The organism is Actinopolyspora lacussalsi subsp. righensis (assembly GCF_900116555.1).
Lineage (GTDB): Bacteria > Actinomycetota > Actinomycetes > Mycobacteriales > Pseudonocardiaceae > Actinopolyspora > Actinopolyspora lacussalsi.
In genome coordinates this window covers 1-21,940 of record NZ_FPAT01000006.1, presented here as the reverse complement: position 1 = coordinate 21,940, position 21,940 = coordinate 1, and the positions used below count along the sequence as shown (strand labels likewise).

General features: G+C 67.4%; 18 protein-coding genes and 3 tRNA genes. 9 read left to right on the top strand and 12 right to left on the bottom strand.

The features are described from left to right. Positions 1 to 8 precede the first annotated feature (8 nt). Entirely contained in the window at positions 9 to 458 is a 450-nt protein-coding gene (locus BM394_RS12285) for a GtrA family protein (protein ID WP_092977930.1), read from the top strand. A gap of 459 nt (positions 459 to 917) precedes the next feature. Here the strand turns inward: BM394_RS12285 and BM394_RS12280 are convergent, their stop codons facing one another. From BM394_RS12280 to BM394_RS12255, 6 genes are all read right to left on the bottom strand, one after another. Beyond that, positions 918 to 4,277: an arabinosyltransferase domain-containing protein gene (locus BM394_RS12280; protein ID WP_245780144.1), complete on the bottom strand. Its 3,360-nt coding sequence runs from the start codon at positions 4,275 to 4,277 to the stop codon at positions 918 to 920. A gap of 219 nt (positions 4,278 to 4,496) precedes the next feature. Further along, the gene (gene glfT1 / locus BM394_RS12275; protein ID WP_092977926.1) at positions 4,497 to 5,426 is read right to left on the bottom strand and encodes a galactofuranosyltransferase GlfT1; all 930 of its coding nucleotides are present in this window, start codon (positions 5,424 to 5,426) and stop codon (positions 4,497 to 4,499) included. Continuing rightward, on the bottom strand, positions 5,426 to 6,187 hold the full coding sequence (wzt, locus tag BM394_RS12270; RefSeq protein ID WP_456242818.1) for a galactan export ABC transporter ATP-binding subunit Wzt/RfbE: 762 nt from the start codon (positions 6,185 to 6,187) through the stop codon (positions 5,426 to 5,428). Before wzt ends, glfT1 begins: the two co-directional genes overlap by 1 nt. Positions 6,188 to 6,270: 83 nt before the next feature. Beyond that, complete coding sequence (wzm, locus tag BM394_RS12265; RefSeq protein ID WP_217643474.1) at positions 6,271 to 7,134, bottom strand: galactan export ABC transporter permease subunit Wzm/RfbD; 864 nt, start codon at positions 7,132 to 7,134, stop codon at positions 6,271 to 6,273. Between the two features lie 177 nt (positions 7,135 to 7,311). Then, positions 7,312 to 7,893 carry a bacterial proteasome activator family protein gene (locus BM394_RS12260; RefSeq protein WP_175530078.1) on the bottom strand — a complete coding sequence of 194 codons (582 nt, stop codon included), beginning with the start codon at positions 7,891 to 7,893 and terminating at the stop codon, positions 7,312 to 7,314. Between the two features lie 158 nt (positions 7,894 to 8,051). Further along, entirely contained in the window at positions 8,052 to 9,041 is a 990-nt protein-coding gene (locus tag BM394_RS12255) for an NAD(P)H-quinone oxidoreductase (protein WP_092977920.1), read from the bottom strand. 278 nt (positions 9,042 to 9,319) lie between these two features. On the opposite strand from BM394_RS12255, the gene BM394_RS12250 reads away from it, so the two are divergent. Continuing rightward, positions 9,320 to 10,843: a M28 family metallopeptidase gene (locus BM394_RS12250; RefSeq protein WP_175530077.1), complete on the top strand. Its 1,524-nt coding sequence runs from the start codon at positions 9,320 to 9,322 to the stop codon at positions 10,841 to 10,843. A 360-nt stretch (positions 10,844 to 11,203) separates the two neighbouring features. On the opposite strand, the gene BM394_RS12245 is transcribed toward BM394_RS12250, so the two are convergent. Next, complete coding sequence (locus BM394_RS12245; RefSeq protein ID WP_092977918.1) at positions 11,204 to 11,989, bottom strand: ABC transporter permease; 786 nt, start codon at positions 11,987 to 11,989, stop codon at positions 11,204 to 11,206. Then, positions 11,986 to 12,972: an ABC transporter ATP-binding protein gene (locus tag BM394_RS12240; RefSeq protein WP_092977916.1), complete on the bottom strand. Its 987-nt coding sequence runs from the start codon at positions 12,970 to 12,972 to the stop codon at positions 11,986 to 11,988. The genes BM394_RS12245 and BM394_RS12240 overlap by 4 nt, the downstream gene beginning before the upstream one ends. Before the next feature lie 232 nt (positions 12,973 to 13,204). Here BM394_RS12240 and BM394_RS12235 point away from each other — a divergent pair. From BM394_RS12235 to BM394_RS23020, 3 genes are all read left to right on the top strand, one after another. Beyond that, positions 13,205 to 13,289, top strand: a tRNA-Ser gene (locus BM394_RS12235). Between the two features lie 670 nt (positions 13,290 to 13,959). Then, positions 13,960 to 14,796: a L,D-transpeptidase gene (locus BM394_RS12225; protein ID WP_092977912.1), complete on the top strand. Its 837-nt coding sequence runs from the start codon at positions 13,960 to 13,962 to the stop codon at positions 14,794 to 14,796. A gap of 74 nt (positions 14,797 to 14,870) precedes the next feature. Further along, the gene (locus BM394_RS23020) at positions 14,871 to 15,332 is read left to right on the top strand and encodes a hypothetical protein (protein ID WP_245780143.1); all 462 of its coding nucleotides are present in this window, start codon (positions 14,871 to 14,873) and stop codon (positions 15,330 to 15,332) included. A 123-nt stretch (positions 15,333 to 15,455) separates the two neighbouring features. On the opposite strand, the gene hisC is transcribed toward BM394_RS23020, so the two are convergent. Beyond that, the gene (gene hisC, locus BM394_RS12210) at positions 15,456 to 16,508 is read right to left on the bottom strand and encodes a histidinol-phosphate transaminase (RefSeq protein WP_092977910.1); all 1,053 of its coding nucleotides are present in this window, start codon (positions 16,506 to 16,508) and stop codon (positions 15,456 to 15,458) included. A gap of 221 nt (positions 16,509 to 16,729) precedes the next feature. Between hisC and BM394_RS12205 the strand changes: the two genes are divergently transcribed. The 4 genes from BM394_RS12205 to BM394_RS12190 all read left to right on the top strand — a co-directional run bounded on the left by BM394_RS12205 (position 16,730) and on the right by BM394_RS12190 (position 19,855). After that, positions 16,730 to 17,434 carry a dienelactone hydrolase family protein gene (locus BM394_RS12205; protein ID WP_092977908.1) on the top strand — a complete coding sequence of 235 codons (705 nt, stop codon included), beginning with the start codon at positions 16,730 to 16,732 and terminating at the stop codon, positions 17,432 to 17,434. A gap of 123 nt (positions 17,435 to 17,557) precedes the next feature. Then, a complete protein-coding gene (locus tag BM394_RS12200) occupies positions 17,558 to 19,531 on the top strand; it encodes an acetoacetate--CoA ligase (RefSeq protein ID WP_092977906.1) in 1,974 nt (657 codons plus the stop codon). Positions 19,532 to 19,653: 122 nt separating this feature from the next. After that, positions 19,654 to 19,743, top strand: a tRNA-Ser gene (locus BM394_RS12195). Positions 19,744 to 19,782: 39 nt separating this feature from the next. Beyond that, positions 19,783 to 19,855, top strand: a tRNA-Arg gene (locus tag BM394_RS12190). A gap of 137 nt (positions 19,856 to 19,992) precedes the next feature. Here BM394_RS12190 and BM394_RS12185 read toward each other — a convergent pair. From BM394_RS12185 to BM394_RS12175, 3 genes are read right to left on the bottom strand one after another with little or no spacing between them, the layout of a single operon-like run. Beyond that, entirely contained in the window at positions 19,993 to 20,448 is a 456-nt protein-coding gene (locus BM394_RS12185) for an Imm1 family immunity protein (protein WP_092977904.1), read from the bottom strand. Beyond that, positions 20,445 to 21,182: a DddA-like double-stranded DNA deaminase toxin gene (locus BM394_RS12180; RefSeq protein WP_092977902.1), complete on the bottom strand. Its 738-nt coding sequence runs from the start codon at positions 21,180 to 21,182 to the stop codon at positions 20,445 to 20,447. The genes BM394_RS12185 and BM394_RS12180 overlap by 4 nt, the downstream gene beginning before the upstream one ends. 10 nt (positions 21,183 to 21,192) lie before the next feature. After that, positions 21,193 to 21,441 (bottom strand): hypothetical protein, encoded by a 249-nt coding sequence (locus BM394_RS12175; protein ID WP_092978246.1) that lies wholly within the window; start codon positions 21,439 to 21,441, stop codon positions 21,193 to 21,195. Positions 21,442 to 21,940 lie beyond the last annotated feature (499 nt).

Below are 21,940 nucleotides of genomic sequence, written 5' to 3'. Positions count from 1 at the left end.
GTGAACGAGTGGCCGTGGCCGAAAGCACCGCCGAACCTGATACCAAGAAGCTGGGGATAGTCGAGCAGCTCATCCGTTTCGGACTCATCGGCGTCTTCTGCGCGCTGCTGGACTACGGCTCGTACATGACGCTGCTCGCGCTGGACCTGCCGAACTGGGCGGCCCGAACCCTGGCGTTCATGCTGGGGACCAGCGCCTCCTACGTGGCGAACCGAAGACTCACCTTCGCCGGTGCCAACACCGGCAACACCAAGGCGAAGGCCGGGGGATTCGTGCTGGTCTACGTGGTGACCTTCCTGGTCAACATCGGCACCAACCAGCTGTTGTTCCTGCTGCTGCCCGAGTTCGGCTTCCACTACGGGGCGCAGCTCAAGTGGACCGTGTGCTGGTTGGCGGGCCAGGGACTGGGTACCGCGATCAATTTCGTGCTGCTGCGCTGGGTCGTCTTCCGCGAGTGACCCGCGCGCACCGACCTTCGGGCGCCGTCGATTTCTCGCGAAATCGCCGCGCCGATGTAGCAGTGCCCACCGGGCGCGTCGATTTCGTGGGAAATCGACGCGCCGCCACGCCCGCAGGCCGCACTCCGACCACTTCCGCAACCCGCACCGCCGCGGGTTCTCCGGTGCGGCTCTCGCGAGGAAGGCCCGACGTTGTGTAGGTCGCTACCCGATGTCGGGCCTCGCCGCAGCGAGAGTCGTGCAGGAGGTTCCGCCAAGCGACCAGCTACGTCCCAGGCGACGGAATCCATCATTCGGAGCGACGCAGCGCGGGTGTCCCCGGTGCGTGAGTCGGATGCATCGCGAGGCCGGGCCGCTCGCCGCGTAGGTCGCTACTCAAGAGCCGGCCCAACACCGCAAGGTGCCGACTCACGTGCCGGCTACCCAACCACCCGAGCAGGCCGTCACGACTCTGGTGTCTCAGCTGCTTCCGCGCCGGTTGGCGGAACCGTCGACGTGCCCGATCTCGTCGCCGTCGAACTCCTCCTCCGCGGAGGTGTCGTTGCGGTCGTCCGAACTGGGGACGTCACCGGGCAGCTGCACCGGTCTGCTCATCGGCCCCGGGCTCCAGGTGCCCCAGTGGGTCTCCTCCTCGATGTTCATGGCCGTCTGGGCGGGTAAGGCCGCCGGGCGGTACCGGTCCACGGCGTAGAGAGTTCCCCAGTCCCGGTGGATGTTGCCGCGCAGGTAGGTCGGCATCTCGCGCATGCTGCTGGTGACGTTGAGCCAGCCGAACGGGCCCGCCGCGTCGGGGGAGGACCACGCCTGGCCGACCGAACGCAGGTTGCCACCGGCGCTGATCCGGAAGCGCGGTACCTCCGCGATCCCGTGGCTGATGTTCGGCAGGTTCAGACACGGATGCTGGAAGGCGGCCGTCCATTCCACGAACGCGGGTGCGTCGCCGATGAAGTCGGTCATGTTCGTCAGTCGGGGCGCCCTGGGGGCGCTGAAGGCGAGCCAACCGTCTTCGCCGAGGGACTGGTCGACCGCCACCACGCGGGCCTGCTCCGCTCCCTCGGCCCTGCCGTTCACACTGATCCGAGCGTCCCGCCACTCGGTTTCGGGAGCTGTCACCACGCGGCGGCGGTCCGTCACCTCGAAGCCGTTCTCGGTCCGCTTGCCGAACTCCACGTAGAGCTTGTTCGCATCGTTCACCTTGCCCGCCAGGGTGATCACCACCGGGACGTTGCCCTTGCGGGCACGTTCCGGCAGGTCGTACCACTGGGTGCGCAGTTCGCCGGTCACGACGCCCCGGGAGTCGTAGCTGCCCCAGACCGGCGCTTCATCGCTGCCCAGGTCGTAGGGCGGGCTCCAGTCCTTGCCCTGGGGTTCGTCGTTGTCGGGAGGCAGGCCGTGGCGTCGGAAACCGCGCATCTTGGCCTCCAGGTACTCCTTCGGCGACTCCTCGGACTCCAACCGGGCGGGGACCTCGGCTTCCGGTATCGGATCGTCGGGTTGCTTCTCGGAGACCCGCAGCATTCCCTTGATGGGTTCCTTCTCCACGTACACGTAGTCCGACAGCCCGCAGCTGCTGCCCATCAGCTGCTTGACCGAGTCCTTGCCGAGGCTGTAACTGTTCCACTGGCTCTGGATCGCCTTGCCGAAGGTGACCAGTTCCCCGATGACGAGCAGTGCGCAGACCACCGAGAGCGGAGCGGTGCCCAGCCGCAGCGCGCGGCTGCGCCCCTCCACGCCGGTGCGGCCGTTGCGGTCGAGCTTCGGTGGGTTGACCACGTGCGGCCGATGCTCGTCGATCCGCAGGTGCTCGATGACCGCGACGATCAGCGCGATCCCCGCGATGACCAGCAGCACCGTGCTGGCGCTGTAGCCGAGGACGGAGGGCTGCTTGCTGTGCCAGGGGATCCCCCAGCCCGAGACGTACCACCAGGCGTTGGGGCCGGTGGCCGCCAGCGCGCAGATCGCCATCAGCCCCGCGAAGAACGCGGCGCGGTTGCGTCGTGAACGCAGCACCGTGCCGCTGGTCGCCAGCGCGGTCAGTGCCGCGAGGGCGCCGCCGACTGAGGCGAAGATGCCGAAGTGGTGCGTCCACTTGGTGGGCGTGAGCACCAGCACGAAGAACGTCAGCGCCGTCATCCCCAGCAGCCTGCGACTCGGGCCGAGTGCCGCGCCCCGGATACGGCCGCGTCGCAGCAGCACCACGGCGCACGTGACCAGGCACAGGATCACCAGCAGCACCGGGAACCGCCGGGTCATCGATCCGTCGGGGATCTGGCTGAACAGCAGCGAGTAGCGGCTCACCTCCTGGTACCAGCTCAGACTCGGGCCGAGTTCACCGCGCAGCTGGGTCGACTCGATCACCGATTGCCAGGTCTGGTCCCAGTAGACGATGTTGAGTATCGCGAAGCCGCACGCCGAGATCGGGGCGAGTGTCGGCAGCCAGCCGAACTCCCGGATCCGTTGGCTGACGATCCGGAACAGCGGTTTGAACGCGACCACGAAGGGCAGCACGGCCATCAGACCGTGCGGATTGGCACCCAGCGCCAGCGCTGCCCCGAACAGGCCGACAGCCGCGGGCAGCAGGCGCTTCGTGGCCACCGCTCGTTCCACACCGGCCAGTGCGAGCAGCGAGAACAGCACGACCACCGGCTCGGGGCGGAGGCCGTTGTTGTAGGGCATCCAGAACGCCAGGAAAACGGCGGCGGCGGCCCAGCCCGCCGCGTGACTGCGGCGAACCTGCTGCCCGAGCCTGGGAAGCAGTTCGCGACTGATCAGCAGCCAGCTCGCGATGCCCATCAGCAGGGCGGGCAGCCGCATCCAAGGAGTGGAGGCTGAGATCCGAACCCACTGCGAGTAGAGCTCGTAGAACCAGCCGAACGGGGATTCCGGAGCGCCGAACCAGCGGTAGTAGTTGCTGATGTAGCCCGCGCCGTCCCGGGAGCGTGCTATCGAGAGGATGTAGCCGTCATCGGAGGTCATGGCCCCGATCAGCCACCAGACGATCAGTGCCGCGAGTACCGACGCGTCCCGCCACGTGGGTTTCCACCACCCCGTCGGGACCAGTTTGGGAGCGCGTCGTCCGGCGCGGCGGTCGAGCCTGCGGATCACGACCAAGCAGCCGATGAAGCACAGCATCGCCAACCCGATGACGACGAACTTGAACACCGTGGCGCTGGTGGACCACCGGGTGTCGACCTGTGCCCGGAACGACACCTCGTCGATCGGGTCCTGCCGCTCCTCGAGATCGGAGTAGATGCCGGTCAGCTGCGGGCGCCGGTCCTCGCCCGTAACGTTCGCCAGCGGCTTGTCGCCCACGCTGGCGACCGTCCGCGAGCCGTCGGAGCGCACCGAGATCGTGCAGCTGCCGTCCGGGATGGTGGCGCTGCCGAGTCGGCTCCCGCGCGAGAGCAGCGTCAGCTTGCCGTCCTCGACGCGTAACACCATGCCGGTGAGGTCGCCGTACTCGGAGGAGGGGGGATTGGTGCTCAGCACGTTGGCCGAGTCCGAGGTTCTGGAGTCCAGGCTGCGGGCGGTCGCGCACGGCGCGGTGAACTCCAGGTCCACCGGTGAGTAGCTGACCAGCGGGGCGGACACCGGGTCGGTCCCCTCGGCCGTGGGCCAGCTGAGGTTGGTGATCTCGTGCTTGACGGGCAGGAACGGCACCGACAGCGAGAGGATCGTCCCCACTATTCCGAGTACCGCCGCGATCACCCGAAGACGTCTGCGGGAATCGGCGTTGTTCGCGGCATCGCGGCCTCCGGTGTCACCGGAGCCGTTTCCCCGATTGGGCCGCTCGTCCTCTTTCCGCCCGACGCTAAGCACGAGTGGAGAATAGTAGGTGTTCAGGCGGCGCTGTTTCGCGGTATCACCGGCATGTGCCGCCTGACACGCCGCGCCGATTGTCCCCGAGCTGCTTTTCGCCGTTTTGTCCAATGTCCGGCGGCGCGGTGCCGGACCGGCGGTACGCCGATTCCCGGTCCGGCCGCGTGGCGGTCGGACCGGTCCGGCGTGCCGGGCGGGTCCGCTGTGGACCGCCCGGCTTTACCTGCGGAAGAAACGCTCGCGTCTGCCCAGGCGCAGCAGCCGGAGCCATTCCAGGAAATCCTTCGGGCTCCGGCGCTGCCACACGAAGTAGAGCCCGAAACGAGCCACTTCGAGCATCCCGATTCCGCGCATGCCCGGCTGGGCGAGCAGGTAACCGCGGTTTCGGTAGGTGTAGTAGCGCTTGGTGGAATCCTCCGGATCCTGCGCGTGAAACTTCCCACCCAGCATCGGTTTGAATTCTCCCGAGCCGTTGGGATGCAGGAATCGAGTACGCAGTGTGGTCCCGAACGGCAGTCCGGACCGCACGATCCGGCGGTGTATTTCCACCTCGTCGCCGCGGAAGAACAACCGGTAATCGGGAACTCCGACCACGTCCAGCGTTCCGGCCCGGAACAGTGCGCCGTTGAACAGCGAGGCGATGCCGGGCAGGAAGTCGTGCTCGGAACCGGTGCCGCGCAGTTCCTCGGGGCGGCGTTTCCACGTCAGGCCACGCCGCAGCGGGAAGGCGAGGGTGTCCGGGCTGTCGATGTCGACCACGACCGGTGAGACGGCGGCGAGACCGCGCGTTTCCGCCTCTTCCAGCAGGGTGCGCAGCGCGTGCTCGTCGGCGGGGCGGCCGTCGTCGTCACCGAGCCAGATCCACTCCGCGCCCAGCGAGAGCGCGTGCATCATGCCCAGCGCGAACCCGCCCGCGCCGCCCAGGTTCCGCCGGGAGGGCAGATAGGTCGTGGGGATGGGGCACTCGGCGACCACCTCGGCGACGGGTTGGTCGGGGCCGTTGTCGACCACCACCAGGTGGTCCGGCGGCCGTGTCTGGCTGCCGATCACCTTCAGCGACTCGGCGAGCAGCTCCGGGCGGTGCCGGGTGACGATCACGGTCACCACCGAGTCCGCCGGCAGCGGTGCGGATTGTTCGGATGCCGTCATCAGCCCTCGCCGCTTCCGATGGTCGCGGTCGAACCCGCCTGGTCCTCCTGCATCCGGGCCTTCGCCCGCGGGCTGAGGTTCTCGAAGGGGTCCTTGCCCTTGTAGTGCGTGAGCACCTCGCGCAGTGGGCCGTGCTCCTTGATCTGGCCCTTCTCCATCCAGATCGCCGTGCTGCACAGCTCGGCGAGGAACTCGTCGGAGTGCGAGGCGAACACCAGCATCCCGGAACGCTTGACCAGCTCGTTGAGCCTGCCCTTGGCCTTCTCCAGGAAGTCGGCGTCGACCGCGCCGATGCCCTCGTCGAGCACCAGGATCTCGGGGTCGATGGAGGTGACCACGCCCAGCGCGAGCCGGACCCGCATACCGGTGGAGTAGGTGCGCAGCGGCATCGACAGGTAGTTCCCGAGTTCGGTGAACTCGGCGATGTCGTCGATCCGCTGCTCCATCTGCTTGCGGCTCATGCCCAGGAACAGACCCCGGATGATGATGTTCTCGTGCCCGGAGATCTCCGGGTCCATCCCCACGCCGAGGTCGAAGACCGGGGCGACCTTGCCCTCCACGCGCGAGCTGCCCCGCGTCGGTTCGTAGATGCCGGACAGCAGTCGCAGCAGGGTGGACTTGCCCGCGCCGTTGTGGCCGACCAGGGCGACCCGGTCGCCGTGCCGCAGCGAGAGGTCGATGTCGCGCAGCGCCTCGATGATCGGGACCTTGGTGTCGGTGCCGATCTTGCCCCCGGTCTTGCCGAGCATGGCCTTCTTCATCGAGCGCGACTTCGCGTCGAAGATCGGGAAGTCAACCGCTGCGTTCCACACGTCGATACTGACCACGGTTCGTCGACCTCCTTCTAGACCCAGTAGGAAACGCGGGCCCGGTAGTTGCGCATCATCAGCAGTGCCAGGCCCCAGCCGCCCACTGTGATGGCCAGCACGATCAGCCAGTGGTACATGTCCTGGTTGCTGCCCAGCAGCGGCGAACGAACGATGTCGACGTAATGGTAGATGGGATTTATCTGGGCCAGCCAGGCGCGCGGGCCCGCGTTCTCCTCCAGCGCCGACATGGGCCAGACGATCGGCGACATGAAGAACAGCAGCTGCATGAAGCTGCTGACCACCGGCGGGATGTCGCGGAACCGGGTGCTGACGATCCCGAACAGCAATACGACCCAGCCCGCGTTGACCAGTAGCAGCAGCAGCGCGGGGAACACGCTGAAGACGGTCCACGACAGCTCGGGCTGGAAAATCGCCAGAATCGCGAAATATATGACCAGGTTGTGCAAGAAGAGCAGGAACTCGCGCCACACCGTCCGGAAGACGTAGATGCTGATCGGCGCGGGTAGCTGCTTGATCATCCCCTCGTTCTGGATGAACACGTCCGTACCCGAGGTCAGGCATCCGGAGATGAAGTACCAGATGATGAAGCCCACCGTCATGTACGGCACGTACTCGCCGGCTTCCATGCCGAAGATGGTCGAGTACAGCAGCCCCAGTCCGGTGGCCGTGACGCCCATGCTGATGGTGATCCACAGCGGGCCCAGGACGGAGCGGCGATAACGCTGCTTGACGTCCTGCCACCCCAGATGGGCCCAGAGCTGTCGCTGCTGTGCCGCCCTGCTGATGTCGTCGAACACCCTGCGCCAGCTGCGGGAGCGCGCCGTGATGGGCGCTGCCGCGGGCGCTTCGGTTTGGTCTGTCGTGCTGGTCGCCTGCACGCTGTGCAGCGTACCGACCGGGGCACGCGCTGTTGCGGTGGGAGTCGCCCCGGGGAGCATTGTCCCCTTGGTTAGGTTGGTCCGTTTCGGGATCGCTCGAACGGGGGATCTGATCCTCGCTCGATCGATGCAGCGCACGACTCCGTCAGACGGGTGGCACGGCCCGCTGGGCGGGGTTCAGAGGTACTGCCCGTGTGACGACCCGCTCCGGTGATCGTGTTCCCCGCCGCCGTCGGTCTCTCCCACGGGCAGCGCGCCCTGCCGCATCTTCTCCAGTTGATCGCGGGCGGCGAGCTGTTGGGCGTAGAGCGCGGTCTGCAGTCCGTGGAACAGCCCTTCGAGCCAGCCCACCAGCTGGGCCTGTGCGATCCGCAGCTCCGCCTCCGAAGGGGTTTCCTCCCTGGTGAAAGGCAGCGACAGGCGTTCCAGCTCCTGGATCAGCTCCGGTGCGAGTCCCTGCTCCAGTTCCTTGACGGAGGACCGGTGGATCTCCTTCAGCCGGAACCGGCTGGCCTCGTCCAGCGGAGCGGAGCGCACCTCCTCCAACAGCTGTTTGATCATCGTCCCGATTCGCATGACCTTGGTCGGCTGCTCCACGAGCTCGCCGAGATTTTGATCACCGTTCTCGGTCGTGGACTCGGCGTCCTCTTCGGTGCCGTTGTCGCCGAGTGGCTGGTTCGGAGTGACCGAGGCCCCCACCGGAGTGTTCTCGTCGCCGACCACGAACATTCGTCCCGGTTCGATGTCCCTGCCGTTCATCCTTCAATGGTGCCGCGTGTGCCACACGGAACGCGAACCGGTGTGCCGGTTGTGTGACTCCAGGGCGGCGGAACTCGCCCGTGATGCCGGGTGGTGACGCCGGGAGAACTCGGGGCCCGCCTGCCCGGCACCCGAGTTCCGGTCACTCCGCCCGGTGGTCACTCCGCTCGGTCGGTCGTGAGCAGGATCTTGCCGTGCACCCCGCCGGCCGCCATGAGTTCGTGCGCGCGTGCCGCCTCCCGCATCGGGAGCCGGTGCCACACGACCGGGCGGACCTCGCCCCGCTCGATCATCGGCCACACCCACTGCCGTACGTCGTGTACGATCCCGGCCTTGCCGTGGGGGCCCTCCAGCGGCCTGCCACGCAGCCCCAACGTCGACATGCGCAGCCGCTTGACCAGCATCTTTCCCAGGTCGAGTTCGGCCTTGCGGCCACCCTGCATCCCGATCACGGCCAGGTGCCCGTCGGTGGCGAGCGCGCTGAGGTTGCGGTCCAGGTACGAGCCGCCCATGTTGTCCAGGATCACGTTCGCTCCGCCGAGCCGCTTGACCTCGGCGACGAAGTCCCCCTCGCGGTAGTTCACCGCCGGACTGGCCCCGAGCTCCTCGCACAGCCGCAGCCCGTCCTCGCTGCCCGCGGTGGCGACCACCTGCGCGCCCAGCGCGCGGCCGAGCTGTATCGCGCAGGTACCGATGCCACCCGAGCCGCCGTGCACCAGCAGTAGCTGTTCCGGTTCCAACCCGGCCTCGTGCACGATGTTGGACCACACCGTGCAGGTGACTTCCGGCAGTCCGGCCGCGTCCACCTGGTCGACCCCCGGAGGTATCGGCAGCAGTTGGGTGGCGGGCACCACCACCCGTTCGGCGTAGCCCCCGCCCGACAGCAGGGCACACACCCGGTCACCGGGCCGCCAGCCGGTGACCCCGGGGCCGGACTCGACCACGGTGCCCGAGCACTCCAACCCGAGCAGCTCACTGGCGCCCTCGGGCGGCGGGTAGGAGCCCTGGCGCTGTGCCAGATCGGCCCGGTTGACCCCGGCGGCGGTCACGTCGACGGCCACCTCTCCGGGGCCGGGCTCGGGCGCGGGGACCTCGCGCCACTCCAGGACATCGGGTTCGCCCGCTTCGCGGATGGTGATCGCGTGCATGCTCCCGACCGTAGCGCCGCCACGCCTCCCGGACGCGATGAGTGCCTTTCGGTCTCGGTGTGTCGGTTTGTTCCGGTGGTGGGAAGGTGGAATTCTCGAAAGCGGCAGTGAGGGTTGTTCGGGAAAAACGGGAAATGTCTTCGTGCGTGCCGCTGGGCCGCGTGAACGGAGAAATTTCGGTATCTCGACCATCCGTTCCACCGCCATGGCGTCTTGACTTTACCGGGGAGTTTTATGAACTCTTGGCCGGCACGTATTCACCCGATACGGGGAGCAAGATGACAGTGCACAACGTCCGATCAGGACGCTTCGTCGCCGCGCTGCTCGCCACCGGCGCGACCGCCGCTTTCACGGCGGTTCCCGCTGCGGCGACTCCGGCGGCGGAGCCCGGATTCAATGTCAACGACGTGAATCGGCACCTCGTGGCATTCCAGCGGATCGCCGATCGCAACGACGGCACACGTGCTTCCGGAACGCCCGGATATCAGGCCAGCGTGGATTATGTCGCGGGCAAACTCCGGAGCGCGGGCTACGAAGTGTCCACTCCCGACTTCGAATACACCAAGTACCGCCTCGATTCGGTCTCCCTGAGCGCCGCGGGCTCGCCGGTCGAGGAAGTCGGTGCGATGGAGTACTCGCCCGCCACGCCCGACGGCGGAGTCCAGGCACCGCTGTCGGTCACGCCGGTGGACGACTCCACCGGTTGCCAGGCGGCCGATTACCAGGGCACGGACGTTGCCGGCACCATCACGCTCGTCAAGCGCGGTGCCTGCACCTTCGCCAAGAAGCAGCGGCTCGCCGCCGAGCAGGGCGCCGACGCCGCGATCATCTACAACAACGTCGAGGGAGAGCTCAACGGCACCCTGGGCGGTGCCGACGCGGGCGTGATCCCCACAGCCTCGGTCGGCAAGGCCCTCGGTGCCGACCTGGTCGCCAAGGCCGGCGAGAGCGCCACGTTGAACCTCGACGCCACCTTCGACGAGATCACCAGCGAGAACGTGGTCGCCGAGACCCGCACCGGTCGCAAGGACAACGTCGTGATGGCAGGCGCCCACCTCGACAGCGCGGACGCGGGGCCGGGCATCAACGACAACGGCACCGGTAGCGCCGGACTGCTGGAAACGGCCCTGGAGATGGGCGGCAGCCCCGACGTCAACAACGCGGTGCGGTTCGCCTGGTGGGGCGCCGAGGAGTCCGGCCTGATCGGTTCCACGAAGTACGTCAACGGGCTGAGCTTCGAGCAGCAGCTCGACATCGCGATGTACCTGAACTTCGACATGATCGGATCGCCGAACGCCGGTTACTTCACCTACGACGGTGACGATTCGGACGGCGTGGGCGCCGGTCCCGGGCCGTACGGCTCGGCGCAGATCGAGCAGGACTTCACCGAGGCTATGCAGCGCCAGGGCATCGAGGTCGAGGGAACCGACTTCAACGGCCGGTCGGACTACGGGCAGTTCATCGCCGTGGGCATCCCGGCGGGCGGACTGTTCACCGGCGCCGGGGGCGTCAAGACCGAGGCCCAGGCGGCCAAGTGGGGCGGCGAAGCCGGCGTCGCCTACGACCCGAACTACCACAAGGCCGATGACGACCTCGGCAACGTCGACCGCACCGCCCTGATCCGCAACACCAGGGCACTGGCCGGAGTGGTCCAGCACTACGGGCAGACGACCGAGGACGTCAACGGGATGCGGAGCAGGGCCGAACGTGCCCGGCTGCGCAGCATGGCGATGGCGCAGCCCATGAGCCTCGCGTCGAACGCCGACTCGCACGGTCACACCTGTCAGCTCCCGCTGAAGTGACCCGGCTGCCTTCCGCTGAAGTGACCCGGTTGCCGTAGGGATCGGTTCACAACGCGGTCGCTCGACCGGCGAATCGACGGCCGGGGCGTCCTCGCGGCGCCCCGGCCGTTTCCGTGCGGCGGCGATTTCCCAAAAATTGCCGGGCAGATGGTACCGGCGAGTGCCGAACTCCGAGCGCTCTCCAGGCCGAACTCCGACCACCCTCGCAGTCGGCACCGCAGCGGGTTCTCCGGTGCGGCTCTCGCGAGGAAGGCCCGACGTTGTGTAGTAACTACCCGATGTCGGGCCTCCCCGCAGCGAGAGCCGTGCCAGAGGTTCCGCTACCGGCACTGCCAAGCGAACCGAGCCGCCGAGCCTCCGCTAGTCCAGGGCGCGGCGCAGGAAGAACTTGATCCCCAGCGCACCGAAGATCACACAAGCTCCCAGCAGGGCCAGCAGGCACACCCAGGGCGCCATGTGCGGCACGTCCGGCAGCAGCGCGCCACGCATCCCCTCGCTCACGTAGGTCAACGGGTTGAACGCGCAGACGACCTGGAACCAGCGGAGCTGGTCGAGCTGCGCCCAGGGGAACTGGCTCGCGCCGGTGAAGATCAGCGGGGCCAGGATCACGGCGAACATGATGTTGATCCGCCGGGGTGGTACCGCCGCCCCCACGGTGAGCCCCACCGCGCCGCCCACCAGCGAGCCGAGCACCATGCACAGCACCGCGAACGGCAGGCCGGACAGGTCCCACGCGACGTTTCCCAGCATCAGCAGCCCGATCGGGAACATCAGAAGTGCCGCGAACAGCCCGCGAAGCGCGCCGAAGAGCATCTTCTCCACGGCCACCCAGGTGATCGGCAGCGGGGCGAGCAGCCTGTCCTCGATCTCGCGGGAGAACGAGAAGTCCAGCACCAGTGGGAACGAGGTGTTCTGCAGTGCCACCAGGAACGCGTTGAGCGCGATCATCCCCGGCAGCAGGATCTGGGCGTAGCCGGGTTGGGTGTAGCCGAGTTGGCCCAGCACCTTGCCGAAGATGAACAACAGCGCCACCGGCTGCACCAGCACCTGCGCGAGGAAACTGGGCATCTCGCGTCCGGTGACGAACACGTCCCTGCCGAGCACGGCCCAGAACGCGCGTATCGAACTCTGCGCGGTGCCGGTCATCGCAGGTCCCTGCCGGTCAGTTCGATGAAGACGTCCTCCAGGCTCGCCGAGCCGAGTGAGAGGTCACTGACCGTGATGTCGTTGTCGTGCAGCTTCGCGGCGATCGGACCGAGCAGCGAACCGGGCTCACCGTCGACGTAGAGGCGCAGCTCGGTTTCCGGGGAGACCCCTTCGAGGGCGGTCGAACCGCCCGGGGCCTCGACCCGCCGCACCCCGGGAATGTCGGACAGCAGGCCGGTGACCTTGTCCCTGTCGAAACCGTTCGGACGGAGCCGCGCGTCGATGGTTCCGCTGCCCGGCAGCGACCTGATCAGCGCGGTGGGGGTGTCCACGGTGAGCATCCTGCCGTGATCGACCACACCCACCCGGTCGGAGAGCTTTTCGGCCTCTTCCATGTCGTGCGTGGTCAGCACGACGGTCACTCCCTCGGAACGCAGATCGTTGACGCGGTCGTGCACGAACAGCCTCGCCTGTGGATCCAGTCCGGTGGACGGTTCGTCCAGGAACAGCACCTCGGGCCGGTGGATCAGCGCCCTGGCGATCATCAGCCGCTGTGCCTGACCGCCGGAGAGGTCGTCGATGCGTGCCTTGGACTTGTCGGCCAGCCCCATCCGTTCCATGAGTCGGGTGGCCAGCGCGTGCCGCTCGGAGCGACCGATTCCGTGGTACGAGGCGTGGAACAGCAGGTTCTGCCTGGCGTTGAGCGACCTGTCGAGATTGACCCGTTGCGGCACCACGGCGACCTTGCTCCTGGCGGCCACGGGATCACGGGCCACGTCGACCCCACCGATCGTGGCGCTCCCACCGTTGAGCACGATCCGGGTGGTCAGAATCCCCACCGTCGTGGTTTTGCCCGCACCGTTCGGTCCCAGCAGTCCGAAGATCTCACCGTGCCGGACCCGGAAGCTCAGCCCGTCCACCGCGTTGCGGGTGCTCTTGGGGTAGTGCTTGACCAGATCCGCCACTTCGACAGCAGCAGTCACCCGTCCCCCTGGCAGGAACTCGTCGTCTCGGTTGTTCCCTCTGTGGTGCTCCCACGCCACTCGTGCGGGCCACGCGGCACCGGAAACCCGTGCGGCAGCTGGGTTACTGCCGTGATTGTACGCCGCCGATCCGTGATCGAGGTCAACTTTCGCCTGTGGAGGCCCCTGTGAGCGGCCTCTTGTCGGCGGCCCCCTGTTGGCGTGGTGAGTGTCGAGGGCTACCCTACTGCGCGGAAGCGTGGCAGAGCGGCCTAATGCACTCGCCTTGAAAGCGAGCGGTCCGAGAGGGCCCGGGGGTTCGAATCCCCCCGCTTCCGCCGGTGTGAGCAGGGGCGACGAAGCCCGGTGGACGGACGTTCCGCCGGGCTTCGTTCGGCTCCGTCTCAGTTGCCCTCATCGAAGGGGTAGTCGGAGGCCTCGTGCGGTTCCCACGGATGGTGTCCGATCTTGTCGGCAACGGTTCCCAGCACGCGTCCGGTCACGTGCTGATAGCGCTGTGTGAGAGCTGCGTTGGACCACCCCGTGACCCCATCGCTGTGCGATCCGGGACGCCCAGTTCGATAGCACGGTCGCGGCGGTGTGGTGAGCTTCGTCGAACGGACATCGCTCCGGCCGTGCGTACCGCCACCCACATTGTGATCAACTTTCGACAACCGTGTGGGAAACGCTTTCAATCAATAGTTGACTTCGCTCTTTCGAGTGAAAATTCAATCGAGCCGAAGTGAAAAATTATTCGCTTAACGACTTCCGAGGTCGACTCGATCGATCGTTTCACCAGGTGATCGGCTTTTTGTCGGGAATTTCCCGTAATGCGTGACCAGCTGCCTGGCGATTGCTATACAGCGGTGATCGGTTAGCGTTCGCTCGGAATCCGACCGTGCAGTCGAGTCGGTTCCGCCGCTGATCGTACTCGCGGGGTCGGTGAGACGGCCCCCGAGGGGATCGGTGCGCACAGCGAAGGCAGCCACGGCCGCAAGGACGTTCGCAATGGAGTTCTCGGGAGTCGAGTTCCGTTACGCGGGCGGCGGGACACCCCGGTCCCGTCGCGCCGTCGTGGCGCTCGGTGTCCTGCTGGCCGTGTTGGTCACCGGCTGTTCGGCGGCCACGTCCGAGTCGCGTCAGGCCGACGAGACCCCGTCGTCGACCCGGCGTGCGAAGGTGGATCTCTCCACGCTTCCGGACGCGACCACTTTCGGAACCACGTCCGACGCCCCTTCCGATCCGGCACCGCGCTCCGGTACCGACGGTGTGGTGCTGCGTGTGAAGCGGGACATCGCGGTACACGATTCCGTGGGTGGTGAAGCGGTCGCGCGACTACCCGCTACCCAGTTCGAATCGCCGACCTGGGTTCCGATAGTCGCCGAACGCGATGGCTGGGCACGAGTTCTGTTGCCTTCGCGCCCGAACGGTTCGACCGGTTGGGTTCGGTTGGGAACCGAGAAAGTGCACAAAGCGCACTCCCCGTACGTCGTGGATGTCGACGTGGGGAACCGCCGGCTGGTGGTGCTCGAAAATGGTCGGGAACTCGGTTCCTGGAGCGTCGGGGTCGGTTCCGTGGATACGCCGACACCGAGGGGGCGCACTTTCATTCTCGCCTCCATCCGGGAGACGGTCAGCGATTTCAGCCCGATCATTCTGCCGCTCGGGACCCACTCCGAGACCTACACCACGTACGGCGGTGGTCCCGGAACCGTCGCGTTGCACGGCTGGCCGGAGTCCGAGGTCTTCGGTACGGCGAGTAGCGACGGGTGTGTCCGAGTGCCCGGTGATGCGCTGCGGTTACTGCGGTCGCTGCCGTTGGGGACGCTTGTCCGGCTGCGCTGAGTGGGCGGACGGTGAGGCGTTTTCGCCGGCTCACCGTGCGAAATCCGCAGGTATTCGACGAAGGAAGTGTGACAGTGGCCAAGAAGACATACTTCGCGGGAAGCGTGGCCGCGACGGCGGGTCTGCTGATCGCGGGCACTCCGGCTCTGGCGGACAGTGTCGACAACGACGGCATCAACGTCGGCAACGACAACAACGCCAGTGTGCTGCCGGTCCAGCTCTGCGGTAACAACGTCGCCGTGCTGGGGGTCGTAGCCAACGTCCTTTCGAGCCAGTCCTCCGAGTGCGTCAACGCGCCGGTGGTCGATCACCCCAAGACCGGCGACGAGGGGCCCGAGGAGCCGGAGGAGCCCAAGGAACCCGAGGAGCCCGAGGAGCCCGAGGAGCCGGAGGAGCCCAAGGAACCCGAGAAGCCGGAGGAGCCCAAGGAACCCGAGAAGCCCGACAACCCGGAGAAGCCGGGCGAGCCGAAGGAGGAGATGCCCGCCGCTCCCACTCCGGTGAGCCACGAGGGGCACGCCGCCGTCACCGGCTGACGGTCACCGAACGGGACCCCGTACTCGTTCCCGAAGGGCTGTCGCCTCCGCAGTGGAGCGACCGGTCCGAGGGGAGCGGTACGGGGTCCGTTTCGTCGGGAGGACGCCCCAGGCCGTCCGAGGTCATCCCCGGAACGAGGCCGCGGCCTTGAGCAGCGCGTCGTTCTCCTCGGGAGCACCGATGGTGATGCGCACGCCGTCTCCGGCGAAGGCACGCACCACCACCCGGTTCTCCGCGCAGTGCGCGTCGAAGGCCGCGCTGCGTTCCCCGAGCGGCAGCCACACGAAGTTCGCCTGGCTGGCGGGAACCTCGTAGCCGAGTTCGAGCAGCGCTTCGCGTACGCGGGTTCGCTCGGTGGCTATCTCGGCGCAGCGCCGCTCCAGTTCCGTGCTCGCGCTCAGCGAGGCCACCGCCGCTCGCTGGGCGACCGCGCTCACGCTGAACGGGATGTAGACCTTGCGCAACGCCGTGATGATCTCGGGGGCGCCCACCGCGTAGCCCACGCGCAGCCCCGCCAGGCCGTACGCCTTGGAGAAGGTCCGCAGCGACACCACGTTGTCCCGCTGTCGAGTGAGTTCCACGCCGTCCGGCGCTTCGGGATCGGTCACGAACTCCCGGTACGCCTCGTCCAGCACCACCACTACTTCCGGGGGAACGCGCCGCAGGAAGTCCTCCAGGTCCTCCCGGCGCAGCGAGGTCCCCGTCGGGTTGTTGGGAGTGCAGACGAAGACCACCCGGGTAGCGGGGGTGATCGCGGCCAGCAGCCCTGCCAGGTCCAGCTCGTGTTCCGGGGTGAGCGGAACGCGAACCTCCTCGGCGCCCGCGACGCGGGCGAGGATCGGGTAGGCCTCGAACGAACGCCACGGGAAGACGACCTCGTCGCCGGGCTCGCAGGTGGCCTGCACGATCTGCTGGCACAGCGCCACCGAACCACAGCCCACCGCGATGCGGTCGGTGGTGACCGCCAGCCGGTCGGCCAACGTTTCCACGAGTTCGGTCGCGGCCATGTCGGGGTAGCGGTGCACGTCGTGCGCCGCTCGTGTGATGGCCTCCACCACACTCGGCAGTGGTCCGGCGGAGACCTCGTTGCTCGCCAACTTGACCGAACCCGGCACCGTCCTGCCCGCGACGTAGGCGGGCAGTTTCTCGAGGTCGGAACGGATGCGCACGCTCATTGACCACTCCTAGCTCTGCTCGTGGCGGCTCGTACGGGCCGCGGTGCGACAGTATCCCGCCGCGTGCTCGCGGCAGGACCTTCGGTCGATTCGTCCCTTCGTCTCTACTCCGGAAAGAGCAATGATGGGATGAGTCCTCCGAAGTAATGTCGACATTCGCACGGTTCTTTTCCGTCACAGCACGTTGACGGGAGTTCACCCTCGCGTGGTTATCTGCGCGTATGATCCAAACCAGGACCGAGACGATCGCGCTCACCAATGACACCCGACTCAGACTGACGGTCGCCGAACCGGACAACGTGGTTCGAGGTGGCGTCGTGGTCCTGCACGAGGCACGAGGAGTGACGGACTACACGAGAGTCCTGGTCGCGGCGCTCGCCGAGGAGGGCTGGCTCACGGTGGCGCCGCACCTGTACCACCGGGACGGCACCGACGAACTCCCCACCGAGGAAACCCCGCACCGGGTGGCGGAGCAGGTGAGCAGGCTCTCCGGCGAGTCCGTGCTCGCCGACACCGACGCCGCCTTCGTCTGGCTGGCCGATCGGGGCGTTTCCAGCGACCGACAGGGCATCATCGGATTCGACATCGGTGGGAGCGCCGCTCTCATGGTGGCCGCCAGCAGGCGGCTGGGAGCGGCTGTCACCGTGGGTGGTGACGGCATCGTCACACCGCTTTCGGAGGGCTTCTCGCCGCTGGTCGACATCGCGGGGGAGCTGAGCTGCCCCTGGCTCGGACTGTACGGCGAGCAGGACAGCCGAACGCCCGCCGGAGAGATCGACAAGCTGCGTGCCGCCGCGACCGCCGCCGAGACCGCCACCGACGTGGTGCGCTACCCGAACGCCGATCACCGCTTCGACACCGATCCGGAGGCCGCCGAGGAGGCCTGGCAACGTGCCCGCAACTGGCTCGATCTGCACCTGCGCTGATCGGAGCTCCGCTCTCCCGGGCCACTCGTCCGGCGCGGGCGGCGAATTCGCGGGAAATTTCCGGTCGAACCGCGCGGGTGTCACCTGTGGCCCCGGAAGGCGGTGGTGGGTTAGGAAGCTGTTATGACTTCAAGCACCACACCCGAGCTGCTCTGGCAACCCTCACCCGAGTGGGTTCGGCAGACCCGCATCGGCAGGTTCCGCGACTGGCTGCGGCAGCACCGGGAGCTGGACCTGCCCGACTACCGCGCGCTCTGGCGCTGGTCGGTCGAGGACCTGACCGGGTTCTGGTCGGCCGTGGCCGAGTTCTTCGGGGTCTCCTTCCACGAACCCCCGGAGCGGGTGCTGAGTGCCGAGACCATGCCGGGAGCCGAGTGGTTTCCCGGCGCACGGTTGAACTACGCGGAACACGCGTTGTGCGTGGGACCGGGCAAGGACGACGCGCGCACCGCCGTGATCTTCGAACGAGAGGACGGCCACGGCGAGACGATCACTTTCGGTGAGCTGCGCTCGCGAGTGGCCGCGGCCAGGGCGGGACTGGTCGAGCTGGGAGTCCGCAGCGGTGACCGGGTGGCGGCGCTGGTGCCGAACAGCCCCGAGACCCTGGTGGCGTTCCTCGCGACCGCCAGCCTGGGCGCTGTCTGGTCCTCCTGCTCCCCGGACTTCGGGCTGCGCGCGGTGGCGGACCGCTTCGTGCAGATCGAGCCCAAGGTGCTGCTGACCGTCAACGGATACCGCTACGGCGGCAGGGAGTTCGACATCACCGGGACCGTCGAGGAGCTCCGGCGGCAACTGCCCGGCCTCGGTGCCACGGTCTCGATCGACTACGTGACGGGTGCGGGGTCGCTGTCGGACACCGTCGGTTGGCGGGACATGGTGGAACGACACGCCGATGCGGAGCTCTCCTTCGAGTCGGTGCCGTTCGATCACCCGCTGTGGGTGCTCTACTCCTCCGGGACCACCGGGCTGCCCAAGGGCATCGTGCACGGGCACGGCGGGATCGTCCTGGAGCACCTCAAGGCGATCGGGCTGCACTGCGACCTGGGGCCGGGGGACAGGTTCTGCTGGTTCACCACCACCGGGTGGATGATGTGGAACTTCCTGGTCGGTGGGCTGCTGACCGGCTCGGCCGTCGTGCTGTTCGACGGCAGTCCCGTGCATCCCGGTACGGACACGCTGTGGGAGCTGTCCGCACGACACGGCGTGAGCTACTTCGGGACCTCCGCCCCGTTCATCCAGACCTGCCGCAAGCGGGGGCTGCGTCCGGCCACGGACCACGACCTCTCCCGGCTGCGGACCGTCGGTTCCACCGGGGCGCCGTTGACCGCCGACGGGTTCGGCTGGATCGCCGAGGAGGTCGGGCACGACGTGCAGATCGCCAGCGTCTCCGGTGGCACCGATCTGTGTACCGCCTTCGTCGGGGCCTCACCCGACGTGCCGGTGTGGTTGGGCGAGATCTCCTGCCCCATGCTGGGCGCCTCGGTGGCCGCCTACGACGAGCACGGGGACGAGACGCACGACGAGGTCGGCGAACTGGTGCTGACCGAGCCGATGCCGAGCATGCCGGTGTACTTCTGGAACGACCCGGACGGCAGCAGGCTGTTGGAGGCCTACTTCGATACCTATCCCGGCATCTGGCGGCACGGGGACTGGGTGCGGATCACCGAGCGGGGTTCACTGGTCATCTACGGGCGCAGCGACTCCACCCTCAACCGCGGTGGCATCCGGATGGGCACGGCGGAGTTCTACCGTGTGGTCGAGGGCTTCGACGAGGTTTCCGACTCGCTGGTCATCGACACTTCCGGCGCGGGGGAAACCGACGGGGAACTGCTGTGCTTCCTGGTGCTGGCGGAGGGCGCCGAACTGGCGACGCTGGAACCGGCACTGCGGGAGCGGTTGCGCAACGAGCTCTCGCCCCGGCACGTGCCGAACCGCTTCGTCGTGATCGGTGAGGTACCGCACACCCTCAACGGCAAGAAGCTCGAAGTGCCCGTCAAGAAGATCCTCGCGGGGGCCGCACCGGAGAGCGCGGTCAGCATGGACGCCTTGCGGAACCCCGGGTCACTACGACCTTTCATCGAGATGACCAGCGATTGAGCTGGTCGTTTGCCGTGCGGCGGCGGGGGGTCGGTACCGACGACGGTCAATGACGACCCCCCGTTGTAATTCGGCGTGCGGGAGTGTGTATGGTTTACATCAGTAGCCGAGAGGAACTACCCGGAGGCTTCGCCTAGTCTGGTCTATGGCGCCGCACTGCTAATGCGGTAAGGGGCAACCCCCCTTCCCGGGTTCGAATCCCGGAGCCTCCGCCGGGGCACCCACCCAGGTGGGAGTCCACAACTGAACACGCGCCCGTAGCTCAACGGATAGAGCATCTGACTACGGATCAGAAGGTTTGGGGTTCGAATCCCTACGGGCGCACATTATCGCAGGTCAGGGGCGGTTTCGGAATACTCCGGAGCCGCCCCGCTGCTGTGCGGTACACATTTTGTGCGCGTGGGGAACACGATCCTCAACCCTGAGACAGCGTCACCGTTGTAGTCCTTACGAAGGTTACTTCAGTACCATTGGCCGGGTTGCCATTCGACGCGGGTGGGGCGTTGTCCGGTGCGGCAGTATTCGGTGATGGCTTCGCGAACTCGCTCAAGGGGTAGTGAGGCCGAGGCGGGAAACCACAGGTCGCCTTCGGGGTCGAACAGCAGCGGGGGGGTGTCCTCGGTGGTGTGGGGGTTGTAGGAGTCCAGCAGTTCGTGGTGATAGTAGTGGTAGCTCAGCGCTGCGACGCTACTTTTTGGGTCGGCAGCGACCCGTAGAGAGTGGTCGGGGAACGCTTCTCCGTCGAGTGAGCGCCAGGAGCGGCACGGGCGGTCCCAGACGTAGAACAGACTGACGTGATGGGCTGGTGTGTCGAGCACGCGTGTGATGAGCTGCTCGGTTTCCGCTGGTTCGTGGGCGTAGTGCCACCCGTTGTCGGTCACTGCGGTAACGACGGTGGGCGCGCTGATCGTGATCACGGTCTGGCTTCTCCGTGGATGGTGACGGGGTGCTGTTTTCCGGGTTCCCAGACGACCAGTGTGGACCCGCGAGGCAGGATGGCGCGCACCGCTTGGTAGCAGTTTCCGCGCTGCCCGGAGCACATGTCCTTGTTCAGCACGATGACGCCGTGTGTCTGCCCGCGTTCTTTCATCCGTTGGGCGTATTTCGTTTCGACGTGGGTGTACACGGCGGGGGCGCCGCGATCGTCCGTGCTGAACCAAGTGGAATCGTGCAGGTTCAGCCGGGCGCGCTCGGATACCTCTTCGCGTCCGCTGGTTTCGGTGAGTTCGGTGCCGTCCTGGTCGTAGGTGAGTCCGGTGGTCTGCCCGCCGGTGTGCTCGGGCAGTCGCTCGCGGACCTGGTCGATCCACGAGCGATCCCGGGAGGAGTCGGTGGGGACACGGGGACGGGTGGACGGGTGCGGCAGGCTCGGCGGGGGTCGCTCGCTGTTCACGCCGAGGGTGGCGAGGTAGCTCACCAGGTGCCCTCGGGTGTTGTCGGACAGCGCGAGTACGTCGTCGATGAGCTCGCGAGCCTGGTCGAGCAGCGCCACGGCCTCGGCCAGTTCGGGGGAGGTGCTGCCCTGGCCGATCTCGGTCAGGGTGGGTAGGGCGTATTCCTCGATCCAGGCCCTTGCCGGGTGCAGCTGCTCCGGCGGCAGCCGCCCGAGCATGGCGGCGAGGGTGTTGCCCACCTCCTCCACATGGGACATGGCGGGCTCCTCACAGCACGGCGGAGAACGAACGGACGTGCTCGGCTGCCTCCATCGCCGCCTGCACGGCTTCTCCCGCTTTCTCGTGGGCAGTCCCGAGAAGTTGGAGCGCTTGCCGCACGTCGTGGTTGGTGCTGGTCCCGGCCACCTGGTTCAGCTGCCCATGTAGCTCGTCGAGCGTGGTCTGTATGGCCTGTAACTCGCCTGCGGGCGCGGTGTCGATGATCTGCTGAAGCTGTCCACGGATCTCGCCGAGCATCACGAGCTCTCCTATCAGCAGGGGACGACAGCCAGGGCGGGTGAGGCGACTAGCCCCAGTTCTGGATACCGCCCGACCGGACGGGGAAGGGGATAGACCGGCCGGACGGCCCAGCACCGGAGATCGGGGTCTCCACGGTGCCGAGCCGTGGCTCACAGGGCGCGGAGACCGGCGAGAATGCGAGCAAGAGTGGTCTGGTCGCGGAACCACCCGCGGGGTGTCGCTCCGTCGTTGCTCACCGAGCAGGTACCTCCGTCATGGCGGTAACCGCCAGGGGTCCGCACCGAGTGCGGCCCCGGTACCGCGAGATCGCCGGACAACACGGGCACGTGTCCCGGTAGTCGGCAGGGGCGGAACCCGTGTCGGCCGAGGTAGGGCCGGTTCTTCCGGGCGGTCACGAGTCGGGGTCCACGATCGTGGGCGGCCCGTCCTCGTCCGTCTCCGCCTCGGTGGGAGCGTCGCGGTACTCGCGCAGCGCGGCCGAGAGTTCGTCCAGCGC